The organism is Bosea sp. OAE506 (genome assembly GCF_040546595.1).
Classification (GTDB): Bacteria; Pseudomonadota; Alphaproteobacteria; order Rhizobiales; family Beijerinckiaceae; genus Allobosea.
On the sequence record NZ_JBEPOB010000001.1, the window covers coordinates 2379146 to 2403489 of the forward strand.

The 24344-nt window shown below is 68.9% G+C and carries 24 protein-coding genes; 11 read left to right on the forward strand and 13 right to left on the reverse strand.

Annotated features, from left to right (window positions below):
• Window positions 1–124 precede the first annotated feature (124 nt).
• Window positions 125–820 (forward strand): SDR family oxidoreductase, encoded by a 696-nt coding sequence (locus ABIE41_RS11595; protein ID WP_192644600.1) that lies wholly within the window; start codon window positions 125–127, stop codon window positions 818–820.
• 12 nt (window positions 821–832) lie between these two features.
• Here the strand turns inward: ABIE41_RS11595 and ABIE41_RS11600 are convergent, their stop codons facing one another.
• Entirely contained in the window at window positions 833–1687 is an 855-nt protein-coding gene (locus tag ABIE41_RS11600) for an alpha/beta fold hydrolase (RefSeq protein ID WP_192644601.1), read from the reverse strand.
• 202 nt (window positions 1688–1889) lie between these two features.
• On the opposite strand from ABIE41_RS11600, the gene ABIE41_RS11605 reads away from it, so the two are divergent.
• Both ABIE41_RS11605 and ABIE41_RS11610 read left to right on the forward strand, forming a co-directional pair.
• Window positions 1890–3566: a methyl-accepting chemotaxis protein gene (locus ABIE41_RS11605; protein ID WP_192644602.1), complete on the forward strand. Its 1677-nt coding sequence runs from the start codon at window positions 1890–1892 to the stop codon at window positions 3564–3566.
• 78 nt (window positions 3567–3644) lie between these two features.
• Window positions 3645–4736 (forward strand): ATP-dependent DNA helicase, encoded by a 1092-nt coding sequence (locus ABIE41_RS11610; RefSeq protein ID WP_192644603.1) that lies wholly within the window; start codon window positions 3645–3647, stop codon window positions 4734–4736.
• A 148-nt stretch (window positions 4737–4884) separates the two neighbouring features.
• Here ABIE41_RS11610 and ABIE41_RS11615 read toward each other — a convergent pair whose 3' ends face one another.
• Together ABIE41_RS11615 and ABIE41_RS11620 are read right to left on the reverse strand one after the other, a co-directional pair.
• Complete coding sequence (locus ABIE41_RS11615) at window positions 4885–5622, reverse strand: anti-sigma factor (RefSeq protein ID WP_192644604.1); 738 nt, start codon at window positions 5620–5622, stop codon at window positions 4885–4887.
• Window positions 5619–6164, reverse strand: a complete 546-nt coding sequence (locus ABIE41_RS11620; protein WP_354192017.1) for a sigma-70 family RNA polymerase sigma factor — start codon at window positions 6162–6164, stop codon at window positions 5619–5621. The genes ABIE41_RS11615 and ABIE41_RS11620 overlap by 4 nt, the downstream gene beginning before the upstream one ends.
• Window positions 6165–6374: 210 nt before the next feature.
• Here ABIE41_RS11620 and ABIE41_RS11625 point away from each other — a divergent pair, with 210 nt between their 5' ends.
• From ABIE41_RS11625 to ABIE41_RS11635, 3 genes are all read left to right on the forward strand, one after another.
• The gene (locus ABIE41_RS11625) at window positions 6375–7169 is read left to right on the forward strand and encodes a DUF4394 domain-containing protein (RefSeq protein WP_192644606.1); all 795 of its coding nucleotides are present in this window, start codon (window positions 6375–6377) and stop codon (window positions 7167–7169) included.
• Window positions 7170–7364: 195 nt separating this feature from the next.
• On the forward strand, window positions 7365–8816 hold the full coding sequence (locus ABIE41_RS11630) for a DUF1800 domain-containing protein (protein ID WP_192644607.1): 1452 nt from the start codon (window positions 7365–7367) through the stop codon (window positions 8814–8816).
• 5 nt (window positions 8817–8821) lie between these two features.
• A complete protein-coding gene (locus ABIE41_RS11635; RefSeq protein ID WP_354192020.1) occupies window positions 8822–10069 on the forward strand; it encodes a DUF1501 domain-containing protein in 1248 nt (415 codons plus the stop codon).
• Between the two features lie 89 nt (window positions 10070–10158).
• On the opposite strand, the gene leuD is transcribed toward ABIE41_RS11635, so the two are convergent.
• From leuD to rplS, 7 genes are all read right to left on the reverse strand, one after another.
• The gene (gene leuD / locus ABIE41_RS11640) at window positions 10159–10761 is read right to left on the reverse strand and encodes a 3-isopropylmalate dehydratase small subunit (protein ID WP_192644608.1); all 603 of its coding nucleotides are present in this window, start codon (window positions 10759–10761) and stop codon (window positions 10159–10161) included.
• Between the two features lie 59 nt (window positions 10762–10820).
• On the reverse strand, window positions 10821–11453 hold the full coding sequence (locus tag ABIE41_RS11645; protein ID WP_192644609.1) for a LysE family translocator: 633 nt from the start codon (window positions 11451–11453) through the stop codon (window positions 10821–10823).
• 4 nt (window positions 11454–11457) lie between these two features.
• A complete protein-coding gene (locus tag ABIE41_RS11650) occupies window positions 11458–11913 on the reverse strand; it encodes a metallopeptidase family protein (protein WP_192644610.1) in 456 nt (151 codons plus the stop codon).
• Entirely contained in the window at window positions 11913–12158 is a 246-nt protein-coding gene (locus tag ABIE41_RS11655; protein ID WP_192644611.1) for a hypothetical protein, read from the reverse strand. Before ABIE41_RS11655 ends, ABIE41_RS11650 begins: the two co-directional genes overlap by 1 nt.
• A 25-nt stretch (window positions 12159–12183) precedes the next feature.
• Window positions 12184–13602, reverse strand: coding sequence for a 3-isopropylmalate dehydratase large subunit (leuC, locus tag ABIE41_RS11660; RefSeq protein WP_192644612.1), 1419 nt, complete (start codon window positions 13600–13602; stop codon window positions 12184–12186).
• A gap of 107 nt (window positions 13603–13709) precedes the next feature.
• Window positions 13710–13886 (reverse strand): hypothetical protein, encoded by a 177-nt coding sequence (locus ABIE41_RS11665; protein ID WP_192644613.1) that lies wholly within the window; start codon window positions 13884–13886, stop codon window positions 13710–13712.
• 198 nt (window positions 13887–14084) lie between these two features.
• Entirely contained in the window at window positions 14085–14480 is a 396-nt protein-coding gene (rplS, locus tag ABIE41_RS11670; protein ID WP_192644614.1) for a 50S ribosomal protein L19, read from the reverse strand.
• Window positions 14481–14686: 206 nt separating this feature from the next.
• On the opposite strand from rplS, the gene ABIE41_RS11675 reads away from it, so the two are divergent.
• The 4 genes from ABIE41_RS11675 (at window position 14687) to ABIE41_RS11690 (ending at window position 20016) form a co-directional block, all read left to right on the forward strand.
• A complete protein-coding gene (locus ABIE41_RS11675) occupies window positions 14687–15475 on the forward strand; it encodes an SDR family NAD(P)-dependent oxidoreductase (protein WP_192644615.1) in 789 nt (262 codons plus the stop codon).
• Window positions 15476–15577: 102 nt separating this feature from the next.
• Window positions 15578–16291 carry a formylglycine-generating enzyme family protein gene (locus tag ABIE41_RS11680; RefSeq protein WP_192644616.1) on the forward strand — a complete coding sequence of 238 codons (714 nt, stop codon included), beginning with the start codon at window positions 15578–15580 and terminating at the stop codon, window positions 16289–16291.
• 781 nt (window positions 16292–17072) lie between these two features.
• A complete protein-coding gene (locus tag ABIE41_RS11685; protein WP_192644617.1) occupies window positions 17073–18782 on the forward strand; it encodes an AMP-binding protein in 1710 nt (569 codons plus the stop codon).
• Between the two features lie 121 nt (window positions 18783–18903).
• Entirely contained in the window at window positions 18904–20016 is a 1113-nt protein-coding gene (locus ABIE41_RS11690; RefSeq protein WP_192644618.1) for a sulfite oxidase, read from the forward strand.
• Window positions 20017–20020: 4 nt separating this feature from the next.
• Here the strand turns inward: ABIE41_RS11690 and mtaB are convergent, their stop codons facing one another.
• Both mtaB and dapF read right to left on the reverse strand, forming a co-directional pair.
• A complete protein-coding gene (mtaB, locus tag ABIE41_RS11695; RefSeq protein WP_192644619.1) occupies window positions 20021–21292 on the reverse strand; it encodes a tRNA (N(6)-L-threonylcarbamoyladenosine(37)-C(2))-methylthiotransferase MtaB in 1272 nt (423 codons plus the stop codon).
• Entirely contained in the window at window positions 21292–22176 is an 885-nt protein-coding gene (dapF, locus tag ABIE41_RS11700; protein ID WP_192644620.1) for a diaminopimelate epimerase, read from the reverse strand. Before dapF ends, mtaB begins: the two co-directional genes overlap by 1 nt.
• A 154-nt stretch (window positions 22177–22330) precedes the next feature.
• Between dapF and ABIE41_RS11705 the strand changes: the two genes are divergently transcribed.
• Window positions 22331–23242 carry a GyrI-like domain-containing protein gene (locus tag ABIE41_RS11705; protein WP_192644621.1) on the forward strand — a complete coding sequence of 304 codons (912 nt, stop codon included), beginning with the start codon at window positions 22331–22333 and terminating at the stop codon, window positions 23240–23242.
• Window positions 23243–23270: 28 nt separating this feature from the next.
• On the opposite strand, the gene ABIE41_RS11710 is transcribed toward ABIE41_RS11705, so the two are convergent.
• Entirely contained in the window at window positions 23271–24329 is a 1059-nt protein-coding gene (locus ABIE41_RS11710; protein ID WP_192644622.1) for an MBL fold metallo-hydrolase, read from the reverse strand.
• Window positions 24330–24344: the final 15 nt, after the last annotated feature.

The window sequence follows — 24344 nt, forward strand, 5'->3', positions numbered from 1 at the left end:
CGCGGGCTCGGCGAGCGCGTCACGAGATGCTCGGGTCAAGCCCGAGCATGACGGCCACGCTTTCGCCGCTCTGGAAAGGTTGTCGCCACCGGCTAAGGTCTGACCGAGAGTACGGAGCCACCCTATGTCCCAGACCTGGATGATCACCGGTGCCAATCGCGGCATCGGGCTTGCGCTGACGATGGAACTGCTGCGGCGGGGCGACCATGTCGTCGCAGCGGCGCGCAATCCCTGGGGCGGGGCGCTCGCCGAATTGTCGGCCGCCAATCCCGCCGCGCTGGTGCCGCAGGAGCTCGACGTGACCTCGGACGAGAGCGTCGCTGCGGCCAAGACGGCGCTCGACGGCCGGCCGATCGACGTCCTCGTCAACAATGCCGGCATCCATGGCCCGCGTGGCGCCGACAGCGCGCTCGCGATGGATTTCGACGTCTGGCGCGAGGTCTTCGAGGTCAATGTCTATGGGCCGTTGCGCGTGGCGCAGTGCCTCCTGCCGAACATCGAGGCCGGAAGCGGCCGCAAGATCGCCACCATCACCAGCCGCATGGGCTCGATCGGGCTGAACCCCTCGGGTTCGCTGGCCTATCGCTCGTCGAAGGCGGCGGTGAACATGACGATGGTGGTGTTCGGCAATGCGGTGCGCGAGCGCGGCATTGCGCAACTCCTGTTCCATCCCGGCTGGGTGCGCACCGACATGGGCGGTGGCGGGGCCGACATCGCGCCGTCGGAGAGCGCAGCCGGGCTCATCGCCACGATCGACGCGTCGGGGATGGCTGAGACCAACAGCTTCCGGACCTGGCAGGGCGAGACGATTCCCTGGTGAGGCGCCGCTGGCTCAAGCCAGGATAAAGCCCCGGATGGCGGCCAGCGCCGCCTCCGGATCGTCGGGCATGATGGCATGGCTGCAGCGGGGGAACCGCTGGAATCGAACGCGGTCTGGCGGGAGGCTCTGTGCGATTGTCTCGCTGAACGCGATCGGCATGATCGGATCGTCCTCGCCGCCCATGACGAGGACGGGGCAGTCGACGCCAGCGAGGGCCTCGCGAAAATCCATCCGGCCCTGCTCGTTGGCGGGCCCGTTGAAATGGACGCCCGTCTCGTTGCGCATGATGACCCGCTGCTTCCAGTCAGCCGGGCCGATTGGTGGTCTGGCGTTGTAAAGCGGCAGGCAGATCTCGAGATAGGGCGCCCGGGTCGCCGGCGACGGCGCAGACCAGTAGGCCCGCGCCGTCTCCTCCGCCTGCACACCCCCGATGCGCTCGAACGCTGCATAAATCTGCTCGAAATCGACCTTGGCTGCGGTGGTGACGAGGATCAGCTTGCCGGCATGGCCGGGATGGCGCGTCGCATAGGCCTGAGCGACGAAGCCGCCGAAGGAGGTTCCCAGCACGATCGGTTTCTCGATGCCCAGCGTGTCGCAGAGCTCCTTCAGATCGTCGCCCCACTGCGCCAGCGTCCAGCATTCGCGGGGCCCGTCCTCGCTGCGGCCGCAGCCGCGATGGTCGTAATAGACGATCTGGCAGATGTCGCTGAGCGCGGAAAAGGCCGGTTTGTAGAGGCTGTGGTCGGCGCCGGGGCCGCCATGGACCAGCACGAGTGTTGGCTTCGCTCGCATCCGTGTCCCATCGGGGACGAGGCCGGCGCCTTCGACATCGACGTATAGGCGAACGCCGTTGACCGTCACATGCATGGAACAGGCTCCGTCGGACTGCTGCATCCTAGCCGCAGTGTGGCCGGGCTCAATGTCTGCCGGAAGCTTGGCGTTGCGGCCCTGCCATTACGCCATTATCCGGCTAATGGCTTGAAATCGATGCGTATTCCTCGCCGTCGTTAACCTGTCGTTCTCTCGCATCTGCGAAAGCTCGCGCGAGCGTGACGATGGCGGCCTGACGATGCTGAGACTGGGACTGACGGGCAAGATCATCCTGCTCTTCGCACTGCTCAGCCTCACAGCAGCGGCCGGCCTCGTCAGTGCGATCCGCGGGCTGGACGAGGTCCGCGGCATCGATGCCGAGGCGATCGAGGCGCTCGATCGCGCCAATGCCGCCGCCCTTCTGGCGAACCGCGTCACCTATGCCTCGCTGCTCAGCCGGCTCGGCGCCGATACGGAGGCGCGGCAGATCGAGGCGGCGCTCGACCAGCTCGAGGGCGCGGTGGAACTGGTCGATGCGGCCCGGGCCAGCCTGGCGTCCTCGCTGCCGGCGCCGATGCGCGAGGCCAATCCGACGCTCGATCCGCGGATCCGGACTTTCATCGCCTTCCAGCGTGGCATCGTCGAGATCGGCCGGAGAGTCTCGGCCAAGGCAGCCCTGCTGGAGGCCGATGCCGAGGACGCGCGCGAGAACGTCCGGCAGATCATTGTGACCACGACGTCCCTGCGCGACGAACTCGGGCGGCGCGCCAGTGATGCGCGTCTTCGCTCTGTCGCGCATGCCACGGCAGTGCGCTGGCGCACCATCGCCCTGGCGCTGCTCCTGCCGCTGGCCGGCGGTCTAAGCACCTTCCTGCTCCTGCGCCTGCATCTCGTGCGCCCGCTGCACGATCTGATGGCGACGATCGCGCGGGTGAGCGCGTCGAGCGCGCCGGCGGAGGTGCCGCATCTGGAACGGTCCGACGAGATCGGCCAGCTCGCCCGCATCGTGCGCAGCCTGAGCGAGGTGCGCGCGACGCTGGTGACGCGCGAGGCCGAGGCCGATCTCGCCCAGCGCAACCGCCAGCAGCGAACGCAGGAGCTGCACCGCATCGCCGACGAGTTCGAGCGGCGGCTCGGTACGCTGCTTTCCGAGATCGCAGGGGCCAGCGAAAGCCTGCACACGGTGCTCGAGGATTCGGCCGTCCGGGTGCATCAGGTGTCGCGCAGCGCCGAGACCGCGGCCTCCTCGGTGGGGGGAGCAGGCGCGGACGCGCAGCGCAGCAGCGAGGCGGCCTGGCGGCTCGAGCAGGTGATCGGGCAGATCAACGACGAGGTCCGGCGCGTCTCGGAGATGGCGACGGCGGCGACGGACGAGGCCGTCGGCACGACCGCGCTGGTGGAGCGGCTGACCGACAACGCCACACAGATCCGCGAGGTGGTCGGCCTCATCGAGGCAATCGCACGGCAGACCAATCTGCTCGCCCTCAATGCGACGATCGAGGCCGCGCGCGCCGGGCCGCATGGCCGCGGCTTTGCCGTCGTCGCCAGCGAGGTCAAGGCGCTCTCTGCCCAGACGGCGAGTGCGACGGGGCAGATCGTGACGCGCATCTCGCATGTCAACGAGGCGCTGTCTCACGCCGCCGGTGCGGTCTCGGCGATCGCGTCCAGCGTCGGCGCGGTCGAGCAGGCCAGCGCCGAGATCTCGACCATGGTGGGTTCGCATGCCGAGCTGCTGAACTCGCTTGGCGACACCGTCTCGCGCATCTCCCAGGTCACCGAAACTGCGGCTGGGGCGATGTCGGAGATCGCCATCGCCAACGCCCAGAGTGTCGGCCAGGCCGATATGGGCGCGGCGAGCGCACGCGCGCTGGACGAGCGCATCGGCAGCCTGCAGCGCGAGGCGCTCGATTTCGTCCGCCGCCTGCGCGCAGCCTGAGGCCTTCGCCTTCGCGCTTGCCATCGCGGCGCGACTCGTCCCCATCTGCGGCATGATTTTCCTTTGCCGCATCGCCGCATGAGCTGGTCCCCGCAACAGGATGCCGCCCTGAGCGCGGTCGCGCGCTGGCTGCAGGCCGGCGAGCCGCAGCTTTTCCGCCTGTTCGGCTATGCCGGCACGGGCAAGACCACGCTGGCGCGCCACATCGCCGAGGCTGTCGACGGCGACGTCGCCTTCGCCGCCTTCACCGGCAAGGCCGCGCTCGTGCTGCGCAACAAGGGCTGCGTCGGCGCGCAGACGATCCATTCGCTGATCTACCGCTCGCGCGGGGTCGACGAGGAGAGCCCGACCTTCGTGCTCAACCGTGAAAGCACGGCGGCGAAGGCCAAGCTGATCATCATCGACGAATGCTCGATGGTGGACGAGGATCTCGGCCGCGACCTGCTGTCCTTCGGCACGCCGGTGCTGGTTCTGGGTGACCCGGCCCAGCTTCCCCCGGTCAAGGGCGGCGGCTTCTTCACCGAAGTCGAGCCCGACATCATGCTCACCGAGGTCCACCGCCAGGCGGCGGACAACCCGATCGTGCGGATGTCGATGACGATCCGAGAGGGCGGGCGTCTGGATGTCGGCGATTACGGGAAGAGCCGCGTGATCCGGCGCAGCGAGGTCGATCCGCAGCTGGTGATGAGCGCCGACCAGGTCCTCGTCGGCATGAACAAGACGCGGCGCAACTACAATGCCCGCATGCGGCAGATCATGGGCCGCACCGAGACCGTGCCGGTCGCGGGGGAGAAGCTGGTCTGCCTGCGCAACGACAAGAGCAAGGGCCTACTCAATGGCGGCTCCTGGATCGTGCAGGAGCTGAAGACTTCGAAGAAGGGGCTCGTCACCATGCGGGTGACGCCGGAGGACGACCCCAACGCCAAGCCGGTCAAGGTCTCGGTGCTGCCGAACTTCTTCGATGGGACGGAGGAGGAGATTCCGTGGGAGCTGCGCAAGCACACCGACGAATTCACCTTCGGCTACGCGCTCACCGTCCACAAGGCGCAGGGCTCGCAGTGGAACGACATCGTGCTGTTCGACGAGAGTTTCGCTTTCCGCGAGCACCGGGCGCGGTGGCTCTATACCGGGCTGACGCGGGCGGCCGAGACGATCACCGTGGTGGTTTGAACGGAGTTCGCGCGCCGTCGTCCCGGGCGTAGCGCCGCGGAGACCCGCAATCCATCAAAAGGCGCTACCTACCGAGCTTTATGATGGATTCCGGATCCGCGCCGCTTTGCGGCTTGTCCGGAATGACGGCGATTTCCCACGCCAACTCTCACAACGCCTGCGATGTCGTCCCCTTCGCGACGATCGGCCCGGTCGGCCTGCCCGTCGGCGAGCCGGTTGCGGGCTCGATCGTGATCTCAAAGAGCTGGTCCTTGCCCAGCGGCAGCTGGTCGAGCCGCAGCGGCGTGGTGCGGGCGCGGTCGATCAGGCCGACCGAGCGCGGTCCGACGGCCCGATCCCACAGCGTCCAGATCTCCAGCGCCTTGCCTTCGGGCACGGCGATGTTCTGCAGCGGCACCATCTCGACGCGGCCGTCGGCGAAGGTGTTGACCACCGCGGCGGCGACACTGGCCTCGGTCAGCAGCACGGCGACCAGCACGGGCTGGCGCTTGGCCCGGTCAAGTGCACCGTTGAGGCCGATGGCGAGCAGGAGCGCCGCAAGCGCGCCGGCAAACGCCGCGCCGCGCCAGACGAACAGGCTGTTCCACCAGTCCGCCAGCGTGCCGCCCGCCTTGGCCGCCTTGGCGCGGCCGCGCTCGGCGGCAGGGAGGATGGCCGCGATCTCGGCTTCGATGCGGGCCCAGAGTCCGGGCGAGGGCGGGATCGGCCGGGCCGTGGCGTCGATGGCGGCGAGGTGGCCGCGCCAGCTTTCGACGCTCGCGGCCAGGGCCGGTTCGCGCTCGATGCGCTGTTCGAGACGTTCGCGGTCGGCGCCCTCGACAAGGCCCAGCACATATTCGCCGGCGAGCGCGTCGCGCTCCTGGGAGGCTTCGGGGGAGGGGCTCATCCGAGGCACTCCTTCAGCGCGATCAGCGAGCGCCTGATCCAGGATTTCACGGTGCCGACGGGAAGGCTCAGCTTGCCGGCGATCTCGCCATGGGTCAGGCCCTGGACGAAGGCGAGCAGCACGAGGCCGCGCCGCTGCTGCGGCAGTGTCTCCAGGCAGGCATGCAGTGCCTTGGCGTCGGACAGCTTCGACATCACGGTTTCCGGATCGTCCTCTTCACTCGCCGTCTCTTCCCCGACGGGGGCGTCGCTCGTCTCCGTCCGCTTCTCGTCGCGCAGGATCGACAGCGAGCGGTTGCGCAGGATGGCGTAGATCCAGGTCAGGCCGGCGCCGCGCTGCGGATCGAAGCGCGCGGCATGCCGCCAGATCAGGACGAAGGCATCCTGCACAGCCTCTTCGGCCAGGGCGCGACGCTTCAGCAGACGCTGGGCGACACCGATCATACGCGGCGACTCGGCATCGTAGATGCGCCGGAGCGCGGATTTATCTCCTGCGGCGCAAGCCAGCAGCGCCGCTTCGATTTCGCCCGCCTTCTGCGTCAACGCGAACTCCCCCACTGTCTCCAAACCCGGGCGATCGCGGCACGGCGCCCGACGCCCAACTGTGGGATACGCCGCCGGTTCCATCCGGGATGCGCGGCTTGGCTTTATTTTTCAGCCTGCATCCGCCGGGCTGCGTCGGCGATAGCCGCTGCGAGTGCCACGGGCCGCAAGTCCCGAGCGGTACCGCAACAGAACCCGGAGGACAATGACATGACCAGGACCCTGCGCCTCGCGCTGACCGCCTCGACCCTTCTCGGCGCGTCGCTCGCCGCCTCGCTCTCCGCCCAGGCCGCCATGCTCGCCGCGCTCACCGGCGACGACACCCTGACCATGATCGACACCGCCAAGCAGAAGGCCGGCAAGTCGATGAAGGTCTCCGGCATCGTCGGCAAGATCGCCGGCATCGATGTGCGCCCCGCCGACGGCATGCTCTATGCGCTGTCCACGGACGGCACGATCTACACCGTGGACGCCGCGGGAAAGGCGACGATGAAGTCGAAGATGGACACGGTGCTGGCGGCGGGCGCGATGGCGACCGTCGACTTCAACCCGGCCGCCGACCGCCTGCGCGTGATCGGCTCCGACGGCACCAATATCCGCGTCAATGTCGAGGACGGCAAGACCACCGTCGATGGCAAGCTGAAATTCGCCGAGACCGACATGCACAAGGGCGAGACGCCGATGGTCGTCGCCGGCGCCTACACCAACTCGGTCAAGGGCACCAAGGAGACGGCGCTCTACGACATCGACGGCAAGATCGGCGCGCTGCTGAAGCAGGCGCCGCCGAATGACGGCGTGCTCGGCGCGGTCGGCAAGCTCGGCGCGATGCCGAAGGCGGTCGCCTTCGACATCGAGACCGCGGCGGATGGCAGCAACACCGGCTGGCTGGTCGCCGACGGCGCCCTGCACAAGGTCGATCTCGCTACCGGCAAGGCCATGATGGTCGGCAAGATTGCCGGGCTGAGCGGCACCGTTCGCGACGTGGCCGCGCTGCCTGCGATGTGAAGACGCGCATCCCTGCCTGACAAGGCCGCCGCCCCGACCGGGGCGGCGGCTCTTTTTTTCAGCATGTCGTCCTGTTTCGGGCGCCCGCGCACGGACTTGCCGGTGAAGCCTCGCATTTTCCCGGCCGCCTTCCGCTTTTCGCCACGATTGAGGGTCTAGTTTCGGCCGCCAGAGAGACCCGACCGGAGGCGACGCATGGCGAGCCCGAGCGTGTTGCGCAGCGAGAGCGTGGGGCTGCAGAGGTTCGGGCTGGGCTTCGGCCTCGGCCAGGATGCCGGGATTCGCGGCACGGCGCGCGAACGCGTGCTGGCGGAGGTCGAGCGGCGCACCCTGCCGCAACCGACGGGGCTGCCCTATTCGGGAGCGGCCGAGATCGGGGCGGCGCTCTATGCCTTCGAGGATGCCGAGCGGGCGGCGCGGGAGGCGCGCCCTCCCGCCGGCCAGCAGGTCGCGGCCGCTGCGCCAGCCGCTCCTAACAGTCAAAGTCAGGCCGGCCAGAGCGCGATGGCGCCAACGAAGCCCGCCAACGAGCCGGCGCTGCCCTACCGGACCTATCGTGACGAGGTGGTGGCGCGGGTGCGCCTAGCGCTCGAGGCCGAGACCGGCTTCGGGGAGCGGCTCGTCCAGTTCTGGTCGAACCATTTCTGCATCGGTGCCACCAAAAGCAACATGACGCGGATCATGGCCGGCGCCTATGAGCGCGAGGCGATCCGTCCGCATGTGTTCGGCCGCTTCGCGGATATGCTGGTCGCGGCCGAGAGCCACCCGGCCATGCTCGATTTCCTCGACAACCGGCTCTCGATTGGCCCTGCCTCGGCGGCCGGCAAGCGTCGTGGGCGCGGCCTCAACGAGAACCTCGCCCGCGAGATCCTCGAACTGCACACGCTCGGGGTCTCCGGTGGCTATGCCCAGGTCGACGTCACCAATCTCGCACGGATCATCACCGGCTGGACGGTGGTCGGCCGCGAGGCGGTGCTGGGCTTTCCCGGGTCCTTTGCCTTCAATGCGGGGCTGCATGAGCCGGGCGCTCCAGAACTCCTGGGCAAGCCCTATGGCCAGCCCGGCAAGGAGAAGGGGCTGGCGGCGCTGACCGATCTCGCGCGACATCCCGCCACCGCCGATTTCATCGCGATCAAGCTCGTCCGGCATTTCGTCGCGGACGAGCCGCCGCCGGCGCTGGTGCGCGACCTCTCGGCCGTGTTCAGGAAGACCGAAGGCGATCTCGCCGCGGTGTCGCGGGCGCTGGTCGAGTCGGATGCGGCCTGGGGTGCCGAGCCGACCAAGATCCGCTCGCCGCAGGAGTTCCTGCTGGCGGCGTTCCGCGCTCTCGGACGCAAGGCCGAGTTCGGTCCGATCGTTGGTCCGCTGAATGCGATGGGCCAGCCCTTCTGGCAGCCATCGGGCCCCAATGGCTATCCCGACAGCAACGAGGCCTGGGCCTCACCGGAGGGCATCAAGACGCGCATCGATGTGGCAGCCGGGTGGGGACGGCAGGCCGCCGGCAGCGTGCCCGATCCCCGCGCCCTGACGGACGACATCCTCGGGCCGCTGCTCTCGGCCGAGACGCGTCAGGCGGTGGCGCGCGCCGACAGCAAGCCGCAGGCTCTGGCGCTGCTGCTGCTGTCGCCCGAATTCCAGCGGAGGTGAGTCCGATGCGCGATGACGACGACGATTGCGAGCGGATGACGCCGTCCCGGCGCGCTGTGCTGGGTGCGGCGGGAGCGCTGTTCGCCTGGTCCTTCGTGCCGAAATTCGCCTATGCGGCGGCCGGTGCCCGCGATCCGCGCTTCCTGCTGGTGGTGCTGCGCGGCGCGCTCGACGGGCTCTCGGCCGTGCCGCCGCTCGGCGACCCCGATTATGCGGGTCTGCGCGAGGGCATCGCGTTGACGAAGGAGGGTCCTGACGCGGCCCTGCCGCTCGACGGATTCTTCTATCTGCACCCCGCCATGCCAAATCTGGCGCGGCTCTACGGCGCGGGTCAGGTCTCGGTCATCCATGCGGCCGCTACCGGCTATCGCGAGCGCTCGCATTTCGACGGGCAGGATGTGCTGGAGAGCGGGCAGGGCGGCCCGGGCAAGACCGACAGCGGCTGGCTCAACCGGCTGATCGCCCATCTGCCGGCCGGGGAGGGCATCTCGCGCAAGGGCGTGCTCGGCGTCGGCGTGGTGCCGCCGCTGGTGGTGCGCGGCGAGGCGCCGGTGCTGGGCTGGGCGCCGCCGCGCATGGCGCGCGCTGGCTCCGATCTGATCCAGCGGCTGGAGGATCTCTACGGGCAGCGTGATCCGGGGCTCGCCCGTGCGCTCGCCCAGGCGAAGCTGACCGAGGAGATCGCCCGGCGCCAGGGCATGAGCGGCGAGGCGAGGGGCGGCGGAGGGCCCGACGGCACTGAGGGCATGAAGCGCATCGCCGAGGGGGCTGCGGCGCTGGTCGGCGCCGATGACGGGCCGCGCATCGCCGCGCTGGCTTTCGAGGGCTGGGATACGCATGCCAATGAGGGCGGCGCCAAGGGCCGGCTGGCGCAGCTGCTGGGCGGGCTCGACGGCGCGCTGGCGACCTTCGAGCAGGGCCTGAAGCCGGTCTGGAAGGACACGGTCGTGATGGTGGTGACGGAGTTCGGCCGCACCGCGAAGGTCAACGGAACGGTTGGCACCGATCACGGCACCGGCACGGTCGCCTTCCTCGTCGGCGGCGCGGTCAAGGGCGGGCGGATGATCGTCGACTGGCCGGGCCTGAAGCTGGAGCAGCTCCACGAGAAGCGCGACCTCAAGCCAACGACCGACATCCGCGGTGTCGCGAAGGGCGTGGTGGCGGATCTGTTCGGGATTTCCGGGCCGGTGCTGGCGGAGAAGGTGTTTCCCGGCAGCGGAGGCATTGTGCCGATGGCGGGGCTGGTGGGGTAGGGCCCGTCAGGCTCGGGCAAAGATCCGAGCATCCCCTGCACGAGATTCTCGGGTCGCGGCGTCGCCGCGCCCGAGAATGACGAAGCGCCTCAAGCCCAGGCGCGTGCCTTCAGCTTCTCCTCGAAGGCCTCGATCTTCGGCGCCTTCTCCATGGTCAGGCCGATATCGTCGAGGCCGTTCATCAGGCAGTGCTTGCGGAACGGGTCGATGTCGAAGCTGACCGTGCCGCCATCGGGGCCGGTGATCTGCTGCTTCTCGAGATCGACCGTCAGCGTCGCGTTGGAGCCGCGATCGGCGTCGTCGAACAGCTTCTCGAGGTCCTCAGGGCTGACCACGATCGGCAGGATGCCGTTCTTGAAGCAGTTGTTGTAGAAAATGTCGGCGAAGGACGTGGAAATCACGCAGCGGATGCCGAAGTCGAGCAGAGCCCAGGGGGCGTGCTCACGCGAGGAGCCGCAGCCGAAATTGTCGCCGGCGACCAGAATCTCCGACTTGCGATAGGCCGGCTGGTTCAGCACGAAGTCGGGGTTCTCCGAGCCGTCCTCCTTGTAGCGCATCTCCGAGAACAGCGCGGTGCCCAGGCCCGTGCGCTTGATCGTCTTCAGATACTGCTTGGGGATGATCATGTCGGTGTCGACATTGATCACCTTCAGCGGCGCGGGGGTCGAGGTCAGGGTGGTGAAGGGCTGCATGGCGAGAACTCCGATCGGACTTCGTAGCTAGGATAGGGTGGCGCGGGCGACAACAGGCTTCACAGCGACGACGTGAGCAGCTTGAAGCTGGCGAAGGCGAAGAAGGCGGCGATGCAGGCCTCGGCCTTGCGGCGGACGCGGCGATAGCCGGCGATCATCGAGCTGGTCGAGAACAGGACCGCGTAGAACTGGTTGATCGCCAGGGAGATCAGCATGCAGCCGGTGATGATGGCATAGAGCACCACCTGCGGCGTGTCCGGCCGCAGACCGAGCGCGATGATCGCCGTCCAGCTCAGGATCGCCTTCGGGTTGGTCAGATGCATGAGATAGCCGCGCAGGAAGGCGCGGCGACCGGAGACGGCGGCCTTCGGCGGCGGCATCTCGACCCGCATCGCCGAGCGCGCCGAGCGCCAGGCCAGAAACAGCAGATAGAGCCCGCCGACGATCTTGACGGCGTAGAGCGCTTCGGGATGCGCCACGATCAGCCCGGTGACGCCGATGGCGGCGAGAATGCCCCAGGTCAGCGAGCCGGCGGTGACGCCAAGCCCCAGCACCATGCCGGCGCGGCGGCCGCGTTCCATCGCGGTGGCCATCACGACGAGGTTGCTCGGGCCGGGGCTCGCGACCGCCACGATGAAGGCTGAATAAACCAGCGCGAGATGGGGCAGATGGCGGATCAGTTCGTCGAGCATCGTCTTATCGATCCGCCGCCTGTTCGATGGCTTCGAGATCCTCGTCCGAGAAGCCGAAATGGTGGCCGATCTCGTGGACCAGCACATGGGTGACGATGTGGCCCAGGCTCTCGTCATGCTCGGCCCGGTAGTCGAGGATCGGCCGGCGGTAGAGATGGATCGTGTTGGGCAGCTGGCCGGTCTGCGGGCCATAGCCCTGCTGCGGCAGGCCAATGCCGGTGAAGAGCCCGAGGATGTCGAAGGGGCTTTCCGCCTCGAGTTCCTTGCAGACGTCGTCCTCGGGAAACTCGGTGACGTTGAAGATCACGTCGCTGCAGAGTGCGCGAAACTCGTCGGGCAGCCGATCGAAGGCAGCCTGAGCCATGACCTCGAAGGCCTCGATCGAAGGCGCGCGGGCGCCGTCCCAGTCGATGTCCGGCGCAGCCTCGGCCGCGGCACGCGTGTCGGGGACGCTACCCATCACCAGACCTTCAGCTGATGGCCGAGCCACCAGGCGAGCACGACGACGCCGAGGAGCGAGAGCGAACGCCCGATGCGCCGGCCCCAGAGCTCGATCCTGTCGCCTTCGGGGGCATCCTTCGCGCCGAAATGATCCGCCGCCCGGCCCATGGAGGAGCCGAGCAGGCTTTCGCTGTCGCGCTTGACGCGGTCGAGCGCGGCTTGCGCCTCGGCGGCGCGGGCGGATTCGCGGGGGTCGTTCGACATGGCGCTTTCTCCCCGCGATACCCGATCAGCCGAGCTGCCTCACATCGACGAAGCGGCCGACCAGCGCGGCGGCCGCCGCCATCTGCGGCGAGACGAGATGGGTGCGGCCCTTGAAGCCCTGGCGGCCCTCGAAATTGCGGTTCGAGGTCGAGGCGGCGCGCTGGCCCGGCTTGAGCTGGTCGGGGTTCATGCCCAGGCACATCGAGCAGCCCGGCTCGCGCCATTCGAAGCCGGCGGCGAGGAAGATCTTGTCCAGCCCCTCCGATTCGGCCTGCTGCTTCACGAGCCCCGAACCCGGCACGATCATCGCGTAGTCGAGCGAGCCGGCGATCTTCTTGCCCTCGACGATCTTGGCGACCGCGCGCAGATCCTCGATGCGGCCATTGGTGCAGGAGCCGATCCAGATCACGTCGAGCGGGATCTCGGTCATCTTCGTGCCGGGGGTGAGGCCCATATAGTCGAGCGCGCGCTGCTTGGAAGAACGCTTGGTTTCGTCCTCGATCAGCGCGGGGTCGGGCACGGCGCCCGCGACCGAGACGACGTCCTCGGGGCTTGTGCCCCAGGAGACGATCGGCGGCAGGTTGTTGGCGTCGAGCCTGACGATCCGGTCGAAATGGGCGCCCTCGTCGGTGTAGAGCGTCTCCCAGTAGCGCAGGGCCTCGTCCCAGGCGGCACCCTGCGGCGCCTTGGGCCGGCCCTTCAGATAGGCATAGGCCTTCTCGTCGGGGGCGACCATGCCGGCGCGGGCACCGCCCTCGATCGACATGTTGCAGACCGTCATGCGGCCTTCCATCGAGAGCGCGCGGATGGCCTCGCCGGCATATTCGATGACCGAGCCGGTGCCGCCGGCCGTGCCGATCTCGCCGATGATGGCGAGCGTGATGTCCTTGGCGGTGACGCCCTTGGCGACCGTGCCGTCCACCTGGACGAGCATGTTCTTCGCCTTCTTCTGGATCAGCGTCTGGGTCGCCAGCACATGCTCGACCTCAGAGGTGCCGATGCCATGGGCGAGGGCTCCGAAGGCGCCATGCGTCGAGGTGTGGCTGTCGCCGCAGACGATGGTGGTGCCGGGCAGGGTGAAGCCCTGCTCGGGGCCGACGATGTGGACGATGCCCTGGCGGATGTCGCGCTCGTTGAAGTACTCGACGCCGAAATCCTTGGCGTTCCTGGCGAGCGCCTCGACCTGGATGCGGCTCTCCTCCTCCGCGATGCCCTTCGAGCGATCGGTGGTGGGGATGTTGTGGTCGACGACGGCCAGCGTCTTCTCCGGCGAGCGGACCTTGCGGCCGGTCATGCGCAGCCCCTCGAAGGCCTGCGGGCTGGTGACCTCATGGACGAGGTGGCGGTCGATATAGAGCAGGCAGGTGCCATCCTCCTGCCGGTCGACGATGTGGTCGTCGAAGATCTTGTCGTAGAGCGTGCGGGGAGCGGAAGTCGCGGTCATGGCGCTCGAGCCTCGGGTCGGGAACTGCGGTGGGAAACTGGAAAGGGCCGGCTCTGCGAACCGGCCTGCACGACGCATTCGCCTGTCGCCCGCGCGCGGCGCGGGTCTCAGGCGCGGGTAAGGCCCGCGGCGATCGAGGCGGTGAAGCGGCCGAAGAAGCGCCAGGGCAGGCGGGCATGGTCGTGCAGCGCCGCGAACCCTTGCGTCGTGGGCATGCGGCGCAGGTTCGCCTCGCGGCGAACCACGCAAAGCCGGCCATGCTCGCTCGCGGGGCGCTTCGTCATGGCGCGGTTCTAACAGTTCCAGACTGGGCCGGCAATGCGAGGCGGGCACATGCCAGGCCGAGCATGGCGCTGCCGGCGCGGGGCGGGGTCGAGCCGCTGCGCCCGCCAAGGGAACGGCCCGCCGCAAACGAAAAACGCGGCCCCGAGGGACCGCGTTCGATGTCGTATCGCTGACGCGAAATTGGACTTGGCGTGATCTTACTTGGCGTCTGCCTTGGCGCCCTTGGCGGGGCGGGCCTCGACGCGCTCGGCGATGCGGGCCGACTTGCCGCGGCGATCGCGCAGGTAATAGAGCTTGGCGCGACGCACCTTGCCCTTGCGGACGACCTTGATCGAATCGAGGTTCGGCGAAAACAGCGGGAAGACGCGCTCGACGCCCTCACCATAGGAAATCTTGCGGACGGTGAAGCTCTGGTTCAGGCCACCGCCGTTGCGAGCGATGCAGACGCCCTCATAGGCCTGGACGCGGCTGCGCTCGCCTTCCTTGACCTTCACGTTGACCTGCACGGTGTCGCCGGGCTGGAAGTGCGGGATCTCGCGGCCTTCGCTGAGCTTGGCGACCTGTTCCTGGTCGAGCTGTTCGATGATGTTCACGGGTCTCTCCAATTGCCGTTGTCGCGCTTGGCTGCGCGGGCGTTCGGCACGCTGTTTTCAGTTGAGTGCGCGGGCCATACAGGAGAAGGCGCGGCTTGTCGAGCCGGTGTCGGCGCCAGACGCGATGCGCCCGCGGGCTTGGTCGCCGCGGTGCCCGCGTGCAAAGGCTGGCGCAACGACAAGGACAGCCCAAGGGTCGGAACACCATGCCTCAGAACACCAGCAAAGTCGCCCTCGTCACCGGCGCCGCGCGCGGCATCGGCCTCGCCACTGCGAAGCGCTTTCTGGAGGAGGGCTGGGCAGTCGCGCTGCTCGACATCGAGGGCGATCTGCTGGCGCAGGCCGCCGCCGCGCTCGGCCGGCCGGAAGAGACGCTGGCGCTGCCCTGCGACGTCTCCGATCCCGATGCGGTGGAGGCGGCCTTCGCGGCGCTGACCGCCCGCTTCGGGCGGCTCGACGCGCTGGTCAACAATGCCGGCACGGCCGTGTTCAAGCCGCTGCTGGAGACGACGCTCGCCGAGTGGAACCGCGTCATGGCGGTCAACCTCACCGGCCCCTTCCTGATGACGCAGCTCGCCGCCCCGCTGATGGCCGAGACCGGCGGCGGCGCGATCGTCAACATCACCTCGATCTCGGGGCTGCGCGCCTCGACGCTGCGCGTTGCCTACGGCACGTCGAAGGCGGCGCTCGCCCATCTCACCAAGCAGCAGGCGGCCGAGCTCGCCTCGCTCGGCATCCGGGTCAACGCGGTCGCGCCCGGCCCGGTCGACACGGCGATGGCCAAGGCGGTGCACTCGGCCGAGATCCGCGCCGATTATCGCGACGCGATTCCGCTCGCCCGCTACGGGCTCGAGGAGGAGCTGGCGGCTTCGATCTTCTTCCTGTGCAGCGACCAGGCGAGCTATGTCACCGGCCAGACGCTGGCGGTGGATGGCGGGTTCGACGCGGTTGGAATCGGGCTCGCCACGCTCCGCGGCGAGCGCCGCAACCGCTGAGCGTCCAGCACTCCTTCGCATCCGTGTGGGTGCGGCGATGCGCGGCTTGCGGAGTACGCGCCCGCTTGCATCATCGCGCTCCGCGACAGGAGGGGATGCGGGATGACGCGACGCTGGCGATGGGCAGGGCTGATCGGGCTGGCGCTGGCAAGCGCGGCGCAGGCGGCGCCGCCCGACGGCGCGGTGGCGATCGGCGGCTTCGCGATCGACGCGACCGAGGTCACGGTCGAGGCCTTCGCGCGTCATGCCGCCGCGCGCGGCCTGCAGACGGCGGCCGAGCGCGAGGGCGGCGGGCATGAATATGTCGGCGGCTGGCAGCGCCGGCCGGGCTGGAGTTATCGCAGCCCTTCCGGCGCCCCGGCGCAGCCGACGGATCCGGCGGCGCATCTGACCTGGTTCGAGGCGCGCGACTATTGCGCGGCCAAGGGCGGGCGGCTGCCGACGCTCCCCGAATGGCGCGAGGCCGCCTTCACCGAGCGTCGCGCCGCCCCGAGCGACAGCTATGAGCGCGGCCGAACCTATCCCTTTCCCGTCGGCGACCAGCCCTCAGGCATGAACCTCGCCGGCACCGACCCCGCCGCTGGCGATGTCTGGGAGCGGCACGCTCCCACGGGGGCGACGCGGCGCGGCGTCAACGGCCTCTACGACATGGGCGGCAATCTCTGGGAATGGCTGGCCGATCGTCGCGGCAGCGAGGCGCTCACCGCCGGCGGTTCCTGGTGGTACGGCCCGGCCCAGACCCGCAGCGAGGCCCCGCAATGGAAGGAGGCGGATTTCACAGCGGTCTATATCGGGTTCCGCTGCGTTTACGGGTGAGGGGAGAGGGGTTCCCCGCGGGTCCCACGAAAAAAATAATCCCCGCTGCTTCCTTCTCACCCTAGGATGCCGCACCTCATCCCCGAGGGGCAGCCATCCGGAAGGCAAGCCATGGTGGGGATGGGCGCGGCGCCTGCGGCTGGCTTTGCACGCCAGACTCGGGAGGCTTCGGGGCACCGCCCTGGGGGTACTACGGCCCCTGTGCGAGGAGCTCGCTGGAACGGTCGCTGGCATCACGCCTTCGTCCCATGCCTGACGGCGCGACAACCCGATGAGGGGAACTGGCGTCTAGGGCTCGCGGCGGAGGCTGGCTTTCGACCCGATAAGCGCGGCCCGGAGACATAAATCGCCGACAAGCGGAGCGCCACGGGGCGTGCGGATGGTGGCTCAATCCATCCGCGCCGCATCCTGGCTCAATGGATGCGGCTGACTACCTACGCGCTTCGCGGCGCTCCGCTGCCCCTCATGACATCCGCCGCGCGTCAGCGCGGGCGGGGATTTCGGCTGTGTGCGTCATTCTCGGGCAAAGCGAAGCTAAGACCCGAGAATCTCAGGCCGATAAGGGCGAGGAGCCTCTCTCGTCCCGAGATGCTCGGGTCGAGCCCGAGCATGACGTGCGAGGCGCCGGCAGGTCTCAAATCAGTTTACATATGAACCTTTCTGCGGATAAGCATTGGTCCGGGCCTTGCGCCCGCCCGCGCTGTTCCGCAGTGTAAGGGCTTGAAAAACGGCATCGGCTGCCCGCTGCGCGGGTGAAAGCCGGGCGACGGGGAGGACGACGATGAACGCGACTGCCGCCACCCAGGCGAAGCCCGATCCGCGGCCGTGGCTCGCCCATTATCCTGCCGCCGTGCCGCCCGAGATCGGCGATCCCGGTACGCTGGCGGATCTGATCGGCCGCGCCTGCCAGACCTTTCCGACGCGCCCGGCCTTCGAGAGCTTCGGCAAGGCGATCAGCTTCGCCGAAACCGGCCGGGCCGCGCGGGCCTTCGTCGCCTGGTTGCAGGCGCAGGGCTATCGCAAGGGCGACCGCATCGCGCTGATGATGCCGAACATCCTGGCCTATCCGGCGACGATCTTCGGCGCGCTGCTCGGCGGCTACACCGTCGTCAACGTCAACCCGCTCTACACGGCGCGCGAGCTCGCCCAGCAGCTCAACGATTCCGGCGCGCGGGTGCTCGTCGTGATCGAGAACTTCGCCCATGTGGTCGAGGAGGCGAAGCCGCAGCTCAAGATCGAGCGCGTCGTCGTCGCGACCGCGGGCGATCTGATGGGCTTCAAGGGTCATATCGTCAATTTCGTCGCCCGGCGCGTCAAGAAGGTCGTGAAACCCTTCAACCTGCCGGGCTTCGTGCCGCTCGCGACGATTCTCGCCGGGTCCGACGCGATGGCGCCGGTGACGGTGACGCCCGACGATGTCGCTTTCCTGCAATACACCGGCGGGACGACGGGCGTCGCCAAGGGCGCGACGCTGTCGCACCGCAACGTCGCTTCCAATGTCGAGCAATGCGGCCTGTGGCTCGGCTGGGCGCTGGAGCCACCGCTGGGGCGAAGCGACTACCAGCACGTCATGGTGACGGCGCTACCGCTCTATCACATCTTCGCGCTGACCTGCTGCTGCCTGTTCATGCTGCGCATCGGCGCCAAGGGGCTGCTGATCGCCAATCCGCGCGACATTGCCGGCTTCGTGAAGACGCTGAAGGCGAGCCGCTTCACGCTGATCTCCGGCGTCAACACACTCTACAACGCGCTGGCCAACCATCCTGAATTCGCCCAGGTGAATTTCGACGAACTGCGCTTCGCGGTGTCGGGGGGCATGGCGACCCAGGCCGCGGTGGCCAAGCACTGGAAGTCCGTCACCGGACGCCCGATCATCGAGGGCTACGGCCTCTCGGAAACCTCGCCGGTCGCTTCGATCAACCGCCCGGACATTTCCGAATTCACCGGCACGGTCGGGTTCCCCCTGTCCTCGACCGAGATCGCCATCCGCGACGCCGAGGGGCACGACCTGCCGATCGGCGAATCCGGCGAGATCTGCATTCGTGGGCCGCAGGTGATGGTCGGCTACTGGAATCGCCCTGACGAGACCGCCAAGGTGATGTCGCAGGACGGCTATTTCCGCAGCGGCGACATCGGCGTGATGCAGCCGGACGGGCAGGTCCGCATCGTCGACCGGATGAAGGACATGGTCCTGGTCTCGGGCTTCAATGTTTATCCCAACGAGGTCGAGGACGTGATCGCCACCCATCCCGGCGTGCTCGAATCCGCGGTCGTCGGCCTGCCGGACGAGCATTCCGGTGAGGCCGTCACGGCCTTCGTCGTGCGCCGCGATCCGGCTTTGACGGCCGACGAGCTGCGCGCCTTCTGCAAGGAGAGCCTGACCGGCTACAAGGTGCCCAAGCAGATTTTCTTCCGGGAGGCCCTGCCGAAGACCAATGTCGGCAAGGTGCTGCGGCGGGCGCTGCGCGAAGAGGTCGCGAGCAAGCCCTGAGGCTTGGCGGGTGCGCCGGCCGGGGCGTCGCCTCGGCCCGGCCGCCGGTCTATGCTGGCGGAACGAAGCGGCGGGTGATCCGTTGCGTCGCGACGTTCCTGCCGAACCGGAGAGCGGCTGCTTGCCCCGTGCCTTGACCGAACTGCCCCTGCTGCGCCGCCTCAAGCCCGGGCTGCATGTCCATGACGACGACGCGCTGAACGCCGAGCCGCCGATCGCGCTGCTCTCTGACGCGATCACGCCGGCGGATGCCTTCTTCGTCCGCAACAATGGCGACGTGCCGGCCCTGCTACCGGATCGCGACTGGACACTGACGATCGACGGCGAGGTGGAGCGGCCCGCGCGCTGGACGCTGGACGCGCTGCGCGAGCGCTTCGAGACGGTGACGCTGACGGCCGTGCTCGAATGCGCCGGCAATGGCCGCTCGCAGTTTTCTCCGGCGACGGACGGTCTGCCCTGGCGGCTCGGCGCCGTCGGCTGCGCACGCTGGACCGGGGTGCGGCTCGCGGATGTGCTGGCGGAAGCCGGCCTGCGGCCCGGCGCCGTCTACACCGGGCATTATGCGCCCGACCGGCTGATCACCGATCCGTCGCGGCCGGCCCTGTCCCGCGGGCTGCCCATCGCCAAGGCAATGGCACCGGAGACGCTGATCGCCTTCGCGATGAACGGCGAGCCGCTGCCGCGTCTGCATGGCGGGCCGCTGCGGATCGTGGCGCCGGGCTTTCCAGGCTCGGCCTGGCAGAAATGGCTGGACCGGATCGAGCTGCGCGCCTGCGAGCATGACGGCGAGAAGATGGGCGGGACGAATTACCGCCTGCCCACTGTGCCGGTCGCACCCGGCGAGCCGCTCGATCCGAGCCGCTTCGCCGTGATCACCGACATGCCGGTGAAATCGCTGATCACCGCGCCGCTCGCGGGCTTCACCGCGACTTGCGGCGAGACCCTGACGGTCGCGGGCTTCGGCTGGAGTGGCGCGATCCCGCTCGCCGGGGTTCGCGTCTCCGGCGATGGCGGCGTGAGCTGGCAGGATGCAGAGCTGGAGGACAGCGAGGGGCCCTTCGCCTGGCGGCGCTTCAGTGCAGATCTCGTCGTCGAGCGGCCGGGTGCGATGTCCGTGCTCGCCCAGGCTCGCGACGCGCAGGGACAGGTCCAGCCCCTCGAGATCGTCTGGAATCCGCGCGGCTACTGCAACAATCAGGTCCATCGCGTCGCCGGGACGGCGCGCGAGGGCTGAGCTCTCAGGCTGCGATCAGGGCGCGCGCGTCGGCGCTGTCTGCGGTCGACGTCAGCAGTTCGCCTGCAACCACATCACGCCGGAAGCGCACCAGCGTGAAATCCGGGGCGCGGCCAGTGTTGCCGCGCTCGGTCAGCACCGTCAGCGGACGGCCGAGGCGGGTGGCGAGATGGGCGGCATGGGCTGCGCCCGCGGCCTCGCGCAGCCGCGACGCGCGCTCCGCGACGACCGGGCCGGGCAGCTGCGGCATCCGCGCGGCCGGCGTGCCGGGGCGGGCGGAATAGGGAAAGACGTGGACATAGCTCAGTCTGCATTCGCCGATGAGGTCGAGCGAGCGGGCAAACATCGCCTCGTCCTCGGTCGGGAAGCCGGCGATCAGATCGGCGCCGAAGGCGATGTCGGGCCGTAAGGAGCGGATTTCCGCGCAGAAGCGGATGGCATCGTCGCGGCCATGGCGGCGCTTCATGCGCTTCAGGATCAGGTCGTCGCCGGCCTGAAGCGAAAGATGCAGATGCGGCATCAGCCGGTGCTCGGTGGCGAGCGCCTCGCGCAGGTCGTCGTCGGCCTCCACGGCGTCGATCGAGGACAGGCGCAGGCGCGGCAGATCGGGCAGCTCGCGTAGGATCAGGCGCACCAGCCGCCCGAGCAGCGGGGTCTGGTCGAGGTCGCGGCCATAGCTCGTCAGGTCGACGCCGGTGAGGACGATCTCGCGCGCGCCGCCCTCCAGCAGCGCGCGGCACTGCGCCACGACGGCGTCGGGCGCGAGCGAGCGCGAATTGCCGCGGCCGAAGGGGATGACGCAGAAGGTGCAGCGATGGTCGCAGCCGTTCTGGACCTGGACGAAGCTGCGCGTCTGCCGGGCGGCGCGGCCGCTTTCGACCGGCGCGAGTCGCGTGCGGGCCATGATGTCGCCGACGGCGATCTTGTCGCGCGGATCGGTCTCGGCGGCGCCGAGGCTGTTCGAGCGGGCAAGCGCCGACCAGGTCGCCGGCTCCAGCTTCTCGGCATTGCCGATGACGCGGGCGGCTTCCGGCATCTGCGCGAAACGCTGCGGCTCGATCTGCGCGGCGCAGCCTGTGACGACGACCGGCCGGCCGGGCTGCTCCCGGTGCAGTTTGCGGATCGCCTGCCGAGCCTGCCGGGTGGCCTCGGAGGTGACGGCGCAGGTGTTGACGACGGCGAGATCGGTGAGGCCCGCGGCCTCAGCCTGACGCCGGAGAGCCTCGCCCTCGACGATGTTGAGGCGGCAGCCGAAGGTGACGACCTCAAGGGTCATCAGGCGGCGGTCTCGAACAGCTCGGGGGCGAGCGTGCCCTCCCATTCGAATTCGACGGGGCCGGTCATCAGCACATGGCCGTCGCTCTCGCGCCATTCGATGGTGAGGTCGCCGCCCGGCAGGCTGACCACGGCCTTCCGCGCGCTGAGTTCGCGGCGCACCGCCGCGACGAGAGCCGCGCAGGCGCCCGAGCCGCAGGCGCGGGTGATGCCGGCGCCGCGCTCCCAGACGCGCAGCACGATATGGTCAGGCGCGGTGACGGCGGCGAGCTCGATATTGGCGCGATCAGGGAAGATCGGGTGGTTTTCGAGAAGCGGGCCGATCTGCTCGAGATTGAAGCGATAGGGGTCGTCGACGAAGAAGACGGCGTGGGGGTTGCCCATGTTGACGGCGCAGGGCGTGTGCAGGATCGGATCGTCGATCGGGCCGATCTGAAGCTCGAAATGCGCGGTGTCGTGGAAGGGCTCGGCCAGCGGGATGTCCTCCCAGTCCAGCCGGGGCGTGCCCATGTCGACGGTGAAGACGAGGTCGCTATCGCGCCGGGCCGGCAGGAGGCCGGCCTTGGTCTGAAGGGTCAGCGCCGTCTTCACGGCATCGCCCATCGCAGGATCGGCCAGCATCGCCCAGGCGACGCAGCGCGTGCCGTTGCCGCAGGCGCCAGCCTCGGAGCCGTCGGTGTTGTAGATCCGGACGAAGGCGTCGGTGCCGGGAGTCAGCGGATCGTGGAGGACCATGAGCTGGTCGAAATGCGCGCGCGGCTCGGCCGCGATGGCGCGCGCGTCGTGCTCGCTGACGCGCAGCTTCGTCCCGCGCAGGTCGAGCACGGTGATCTCGTTGCCGAGACCGTTCATCTTCAGGAACCGGCGATGGGCGAGGGCGTTCATTCCGTCACATATCCCATGACTTGCAGGGTCTATGAGGGAGGCGACGTGAAAAAGCCACCCTTGCGATGATTTCCTGTCTTAAGTGGATGTTCCATATTGCGCTGCAAGAGCGCGAATCGAATTTGGCGCCGTGTTCCGTGGCAGGACGTTGACGATGCAGCATTTCCGGATCGCTGTCGGGGCGTTCGCCGCCCTCCTGAGCGTCGGCGGCATCGCCGCGGCGCAGACGCGGGTGGCGCCGCCCAGCGCCGTCGAATCGGCGCCGCTGGCGCCGCCGCCGGGCGCGGCTGTTCCGGCCCAGCCCGTGCCCGCACAGGCTCAGCCCGCTCCCGCACCGACGCCGCCGACCGCCGTGCCCGAGCCCGTTCCCGGCCCGCAGCCGGTCCAGCCTGCGCCGGCGCCTCAGCGTCCGGTGACGCCCGAGCCCGTCCAGCCGGCCCCGACGCCGCAGGTTCCGCTGGAGCCTCAGCCCGTCCAGCCGCCGCCGACGCTGCCCGCGCCCGGTCCGGTCCAGCCCGTCCAGCCGCCGACCCTGCAGCAGCAGACCGGCGTGCTCGATCCCAATGCGACGCTCGCCGGCAAGCGCGGCGACCAGAGCGATGTCGACGAGGTGCTGCTGGTCGCCAAGCCCGTGCTCAAGCTCTCCGGCGCGGCGAGCTGGGACGAGGGCTTCAAGCGGCTGGCGGAGAGCTTCCGCGTGCTGCGCCAGGAAGCCGAGCGCGCGCGCCTGCCGGTCGCCGGACGGCCGCTAACGCTGTTTCTGGAAACCGACGACAACGGCTTCCGCTACGAGGCGATGCTGCCCGTCGGTCCCGCGCCCGAGGGCGAGCGCAACGCCACCTTCGGCAATGGCGTGCGCCCGGGGCTGACGCCGGCCGGGCCCTCGCTGCGCTTCGTCCATGTCGCGCCCTATGACGACATCGACTCGACCTATGAGACGATCACCGCCTATCTCGAGGCCAAGAGCATCACCGTGAAGGACGCGTTCCTCGAGGAGTATGTCGGGGACCTTACCGATCCGGCCGACCCCAATCTCGAGATCAACGTCTACGTCCAGCCGCGCTGATCGAGCGCTCCCGTTCAGGCCTGCAAGCTCAGGCCTGCCAGCTCAGCCCCGGCCGCATTGCGCGGAAGCGCTCCTCGGGCAGGCCGGCGGCCGAGAGCGCCGCGGCGAGCGCGGCCGGCGGACGCTCGATGCCCTCGTCGGTCAGCTGGAACGTGCCCCAATGGTGGCCGAGCGCCGCCTCGGCCCGCAGCGCCAGCATGACCTGCACCGCTTCCTCCGGGTTCATGTGGTTGTCGCGCATGAACCAGCGCGGCTCATAGGCGCCGATCGGCAGCACGGCGAGGCTGAAGGGGCCGAGTTCGGCGCCGAGGCGGCGATAGAGCGAGCCGTCGTGATAGCCGGTGTCGCCGATGTGGAAGATGCGGGTTCCGCCGCCCTCCAGCACGAAGGAGCACCACAGCGCCATGCGCCGGTCGAAGGCGCCGCGCGCCGACCAGTGGTAGCTCGGTGTCAGCGTGACGCTCACGCCGTCGGACAGGGGCAGGCGGGCGGACCAGTCATGCGCTTCGGCGCGGGCTTCCGGAATGCGGGCCCTGACGATGGTGTCGTTGCCGAGCGGCATGATCATGCGCGGCTGATCGCGTTCATGCAGCCGCGCCAGCGTCTCGATGTCGAGATGGTCGTAATGGTTGTGCGTGATCAGGACGGCGTCGATGCGCGGCAGGTCGTCGAAAGCGACACCCGGATCGTTGACGCGCCGCGGGCCGATGAAAGAGAGCGGGCTGGCGCGCAGTGAATAGACCGGGTCGATCAGCAGGTTGAGGCCGCCGATCTGGTAGAGGAAAGAAGCATGTCCGAGATGGACGATGCGGACGCCGTCGACGCGGGCGGGCGGCTTGTCCTGCGGCGGGGCGGGGTAAGTCTCGGGAAAGGCCTCGCGGTCGCGTTTGGAGGTCTGCCATTTCAGCACATCGGCGAGCCCCTTGGTCACGGGCCGGCCGTCGGTGAAGACGACGCCGTTGAAATTCTCGGTCACGGGGCCCTGATAATAGGGGTTTCGCGAGCGCGAGATCGAAGCCCATGCGGCGCTGCCGGTGCCGAGCAGGGCGGGGATCCCGAGGAGGGTGAGGAGCTTGCGGCGGTTCATGCCGCAGAAAGTGGG

Coding starts and splice junctions, on each gene's coding strand:
- ABIE41_RS11675 (WP_192644615.1), top strand. CDS start 14,687: ATGCCTCAGAACACCAGCAAAGTCGCCCTCGTCACCGGCGCCGCGCGC.
- dapF (WP_192644620.1), bottom strand. CDS start 22,176: ATGAACGCCCTCGCCCATCGCCGGTTCCTGAAGATGAACGGTCTCGGC.
- ABIE41_RS11610 (WP_192644603.1), top strand. CDS start 3,645: ATGAGCTGGTCCCCGCAACAGGATGCCGCCCTGAGCGCGGTCGCGCGC.
- ABIE41_RS11710 (WP_192644622.1), bottom strand. CDS start 24,329: ATGAACCGCCGCAAGCTCCTCACCCTCCTCGGGATCCCCGCCCTGCTC.
- ABIE41_RS11655 (WP_192644611.1), bottom strand. CDS start 12,158: ATGTCGAACGACCCCCGCGAATCCGCCCGCGCCGCCGAGGCGCAAGCC.
- ABIE41_RS11595 (WP_192644600.1), top strand. CDS start 125: ATGTCCCAGACCTGGATGATCACCGGTGCCAATCGCGGCATCGGGCTT.
- leuC (WP_192644612.1), bottom strand. CDS start 13,602: ATGACCGCGACTTCCGCTCCCCGCACGCTCTACGACAAGATCTTCGAC.
- leuD (WP_192644608.1), bottom strand. CDS start 10,761: ATGCAGCCCTTCACCACCCTGACCTCGACCCCCGCGCCGCTGAAGGTG.
- ABIE41_RS11600 (WP_192644601.1), bottom strand. CDS start 1,687: ATGCATGTGACGGTCAACGGCGTTCGCCTATACGTCGATGTCGAAGGC.
- ABIE41_RS11665 (WP_192644613.1), bottom strand. CDS start 13,886: ATGACGAAGCGCCCCGCGAGCGAGCATGGCCGGCTTTGCGTGGTTCGC.
- ABIE41_RS11630 (WP_192644607.1), top strand. CDS start 7,365: ATGGCGAGCCCGAGCGTGTTGCGCAGCGAGAGCGTGGGGCTGCAGAGG.
- ABIE41_RS11685 (WP_192644617.1), top strand. CDS start 17,073: ATGAACGCGACTGCCGCCACCCAGGCGAAGCCCGATCCGCGGCCGTGG.
- mtaB (WP_192644619.1), bottom strand. CDS start 21,292: ATGACCCTTGAGGTCGTCACCTTCGGCTGCCGCCTCAACATCGTCGAG.
- ABIE41_RS11635 (WP_354192020.1), top strand. CDS start 8,822: ATGCGCGATGACGACGACGATTGCGAGCGGATGACGCCGTCCCGGCGC.
- ABIE41_RS11605 (WP_192644602.1), top strand. CDS start 1,890: ATGCTGAGACTGGGACTGACGGGCAAGATCATCCTGCTCTTCGCACTG.
- ABIE41_RS11705 (WP_192644621.1), top strand. CDS start 22,331: ATGCAGCATTTCCGGATCGCTGTCGGGGCGTTCGCCGCCCTCCTGAGC.
- ABIE41_RS11650 (WP_192644610.1), bottom strand. CDS start 11,913: ATGGGTAGCGTCCCCGACACGCGTGCCGCGGCCGAGGCTGCGCCGGAC.
- ABIE41_RS11625 (WP_192644606.1), top strand. CDS start 6,375: ATGACCAGGACCCTGCGCCTCGCGCTGACCGCCTCGACCCTTCTCGGC.
- ABIE41_RS11615 (WP_192644604.1), bottom strand. CDS start 5,622: ATGAGCCCCTCCCCCGAAGCCTCCCAGGAGCGCGACGCGCTCGCCGGC.
- ABIE41_RS11680 (WP_192644616.1), top strand. CDS start 15,578: ATGACGCGACGCTGGCGATGGGCAGGGCTGATCGGGCTGGCGCTGGCA.
- ABIE41_RS11645 (WP_192644609.1), bottom strand. CDS start 11,453: ATGCTCGACGAACTGATCCGCCATCTGCCCCATCTCGCGCTGGTTTAT.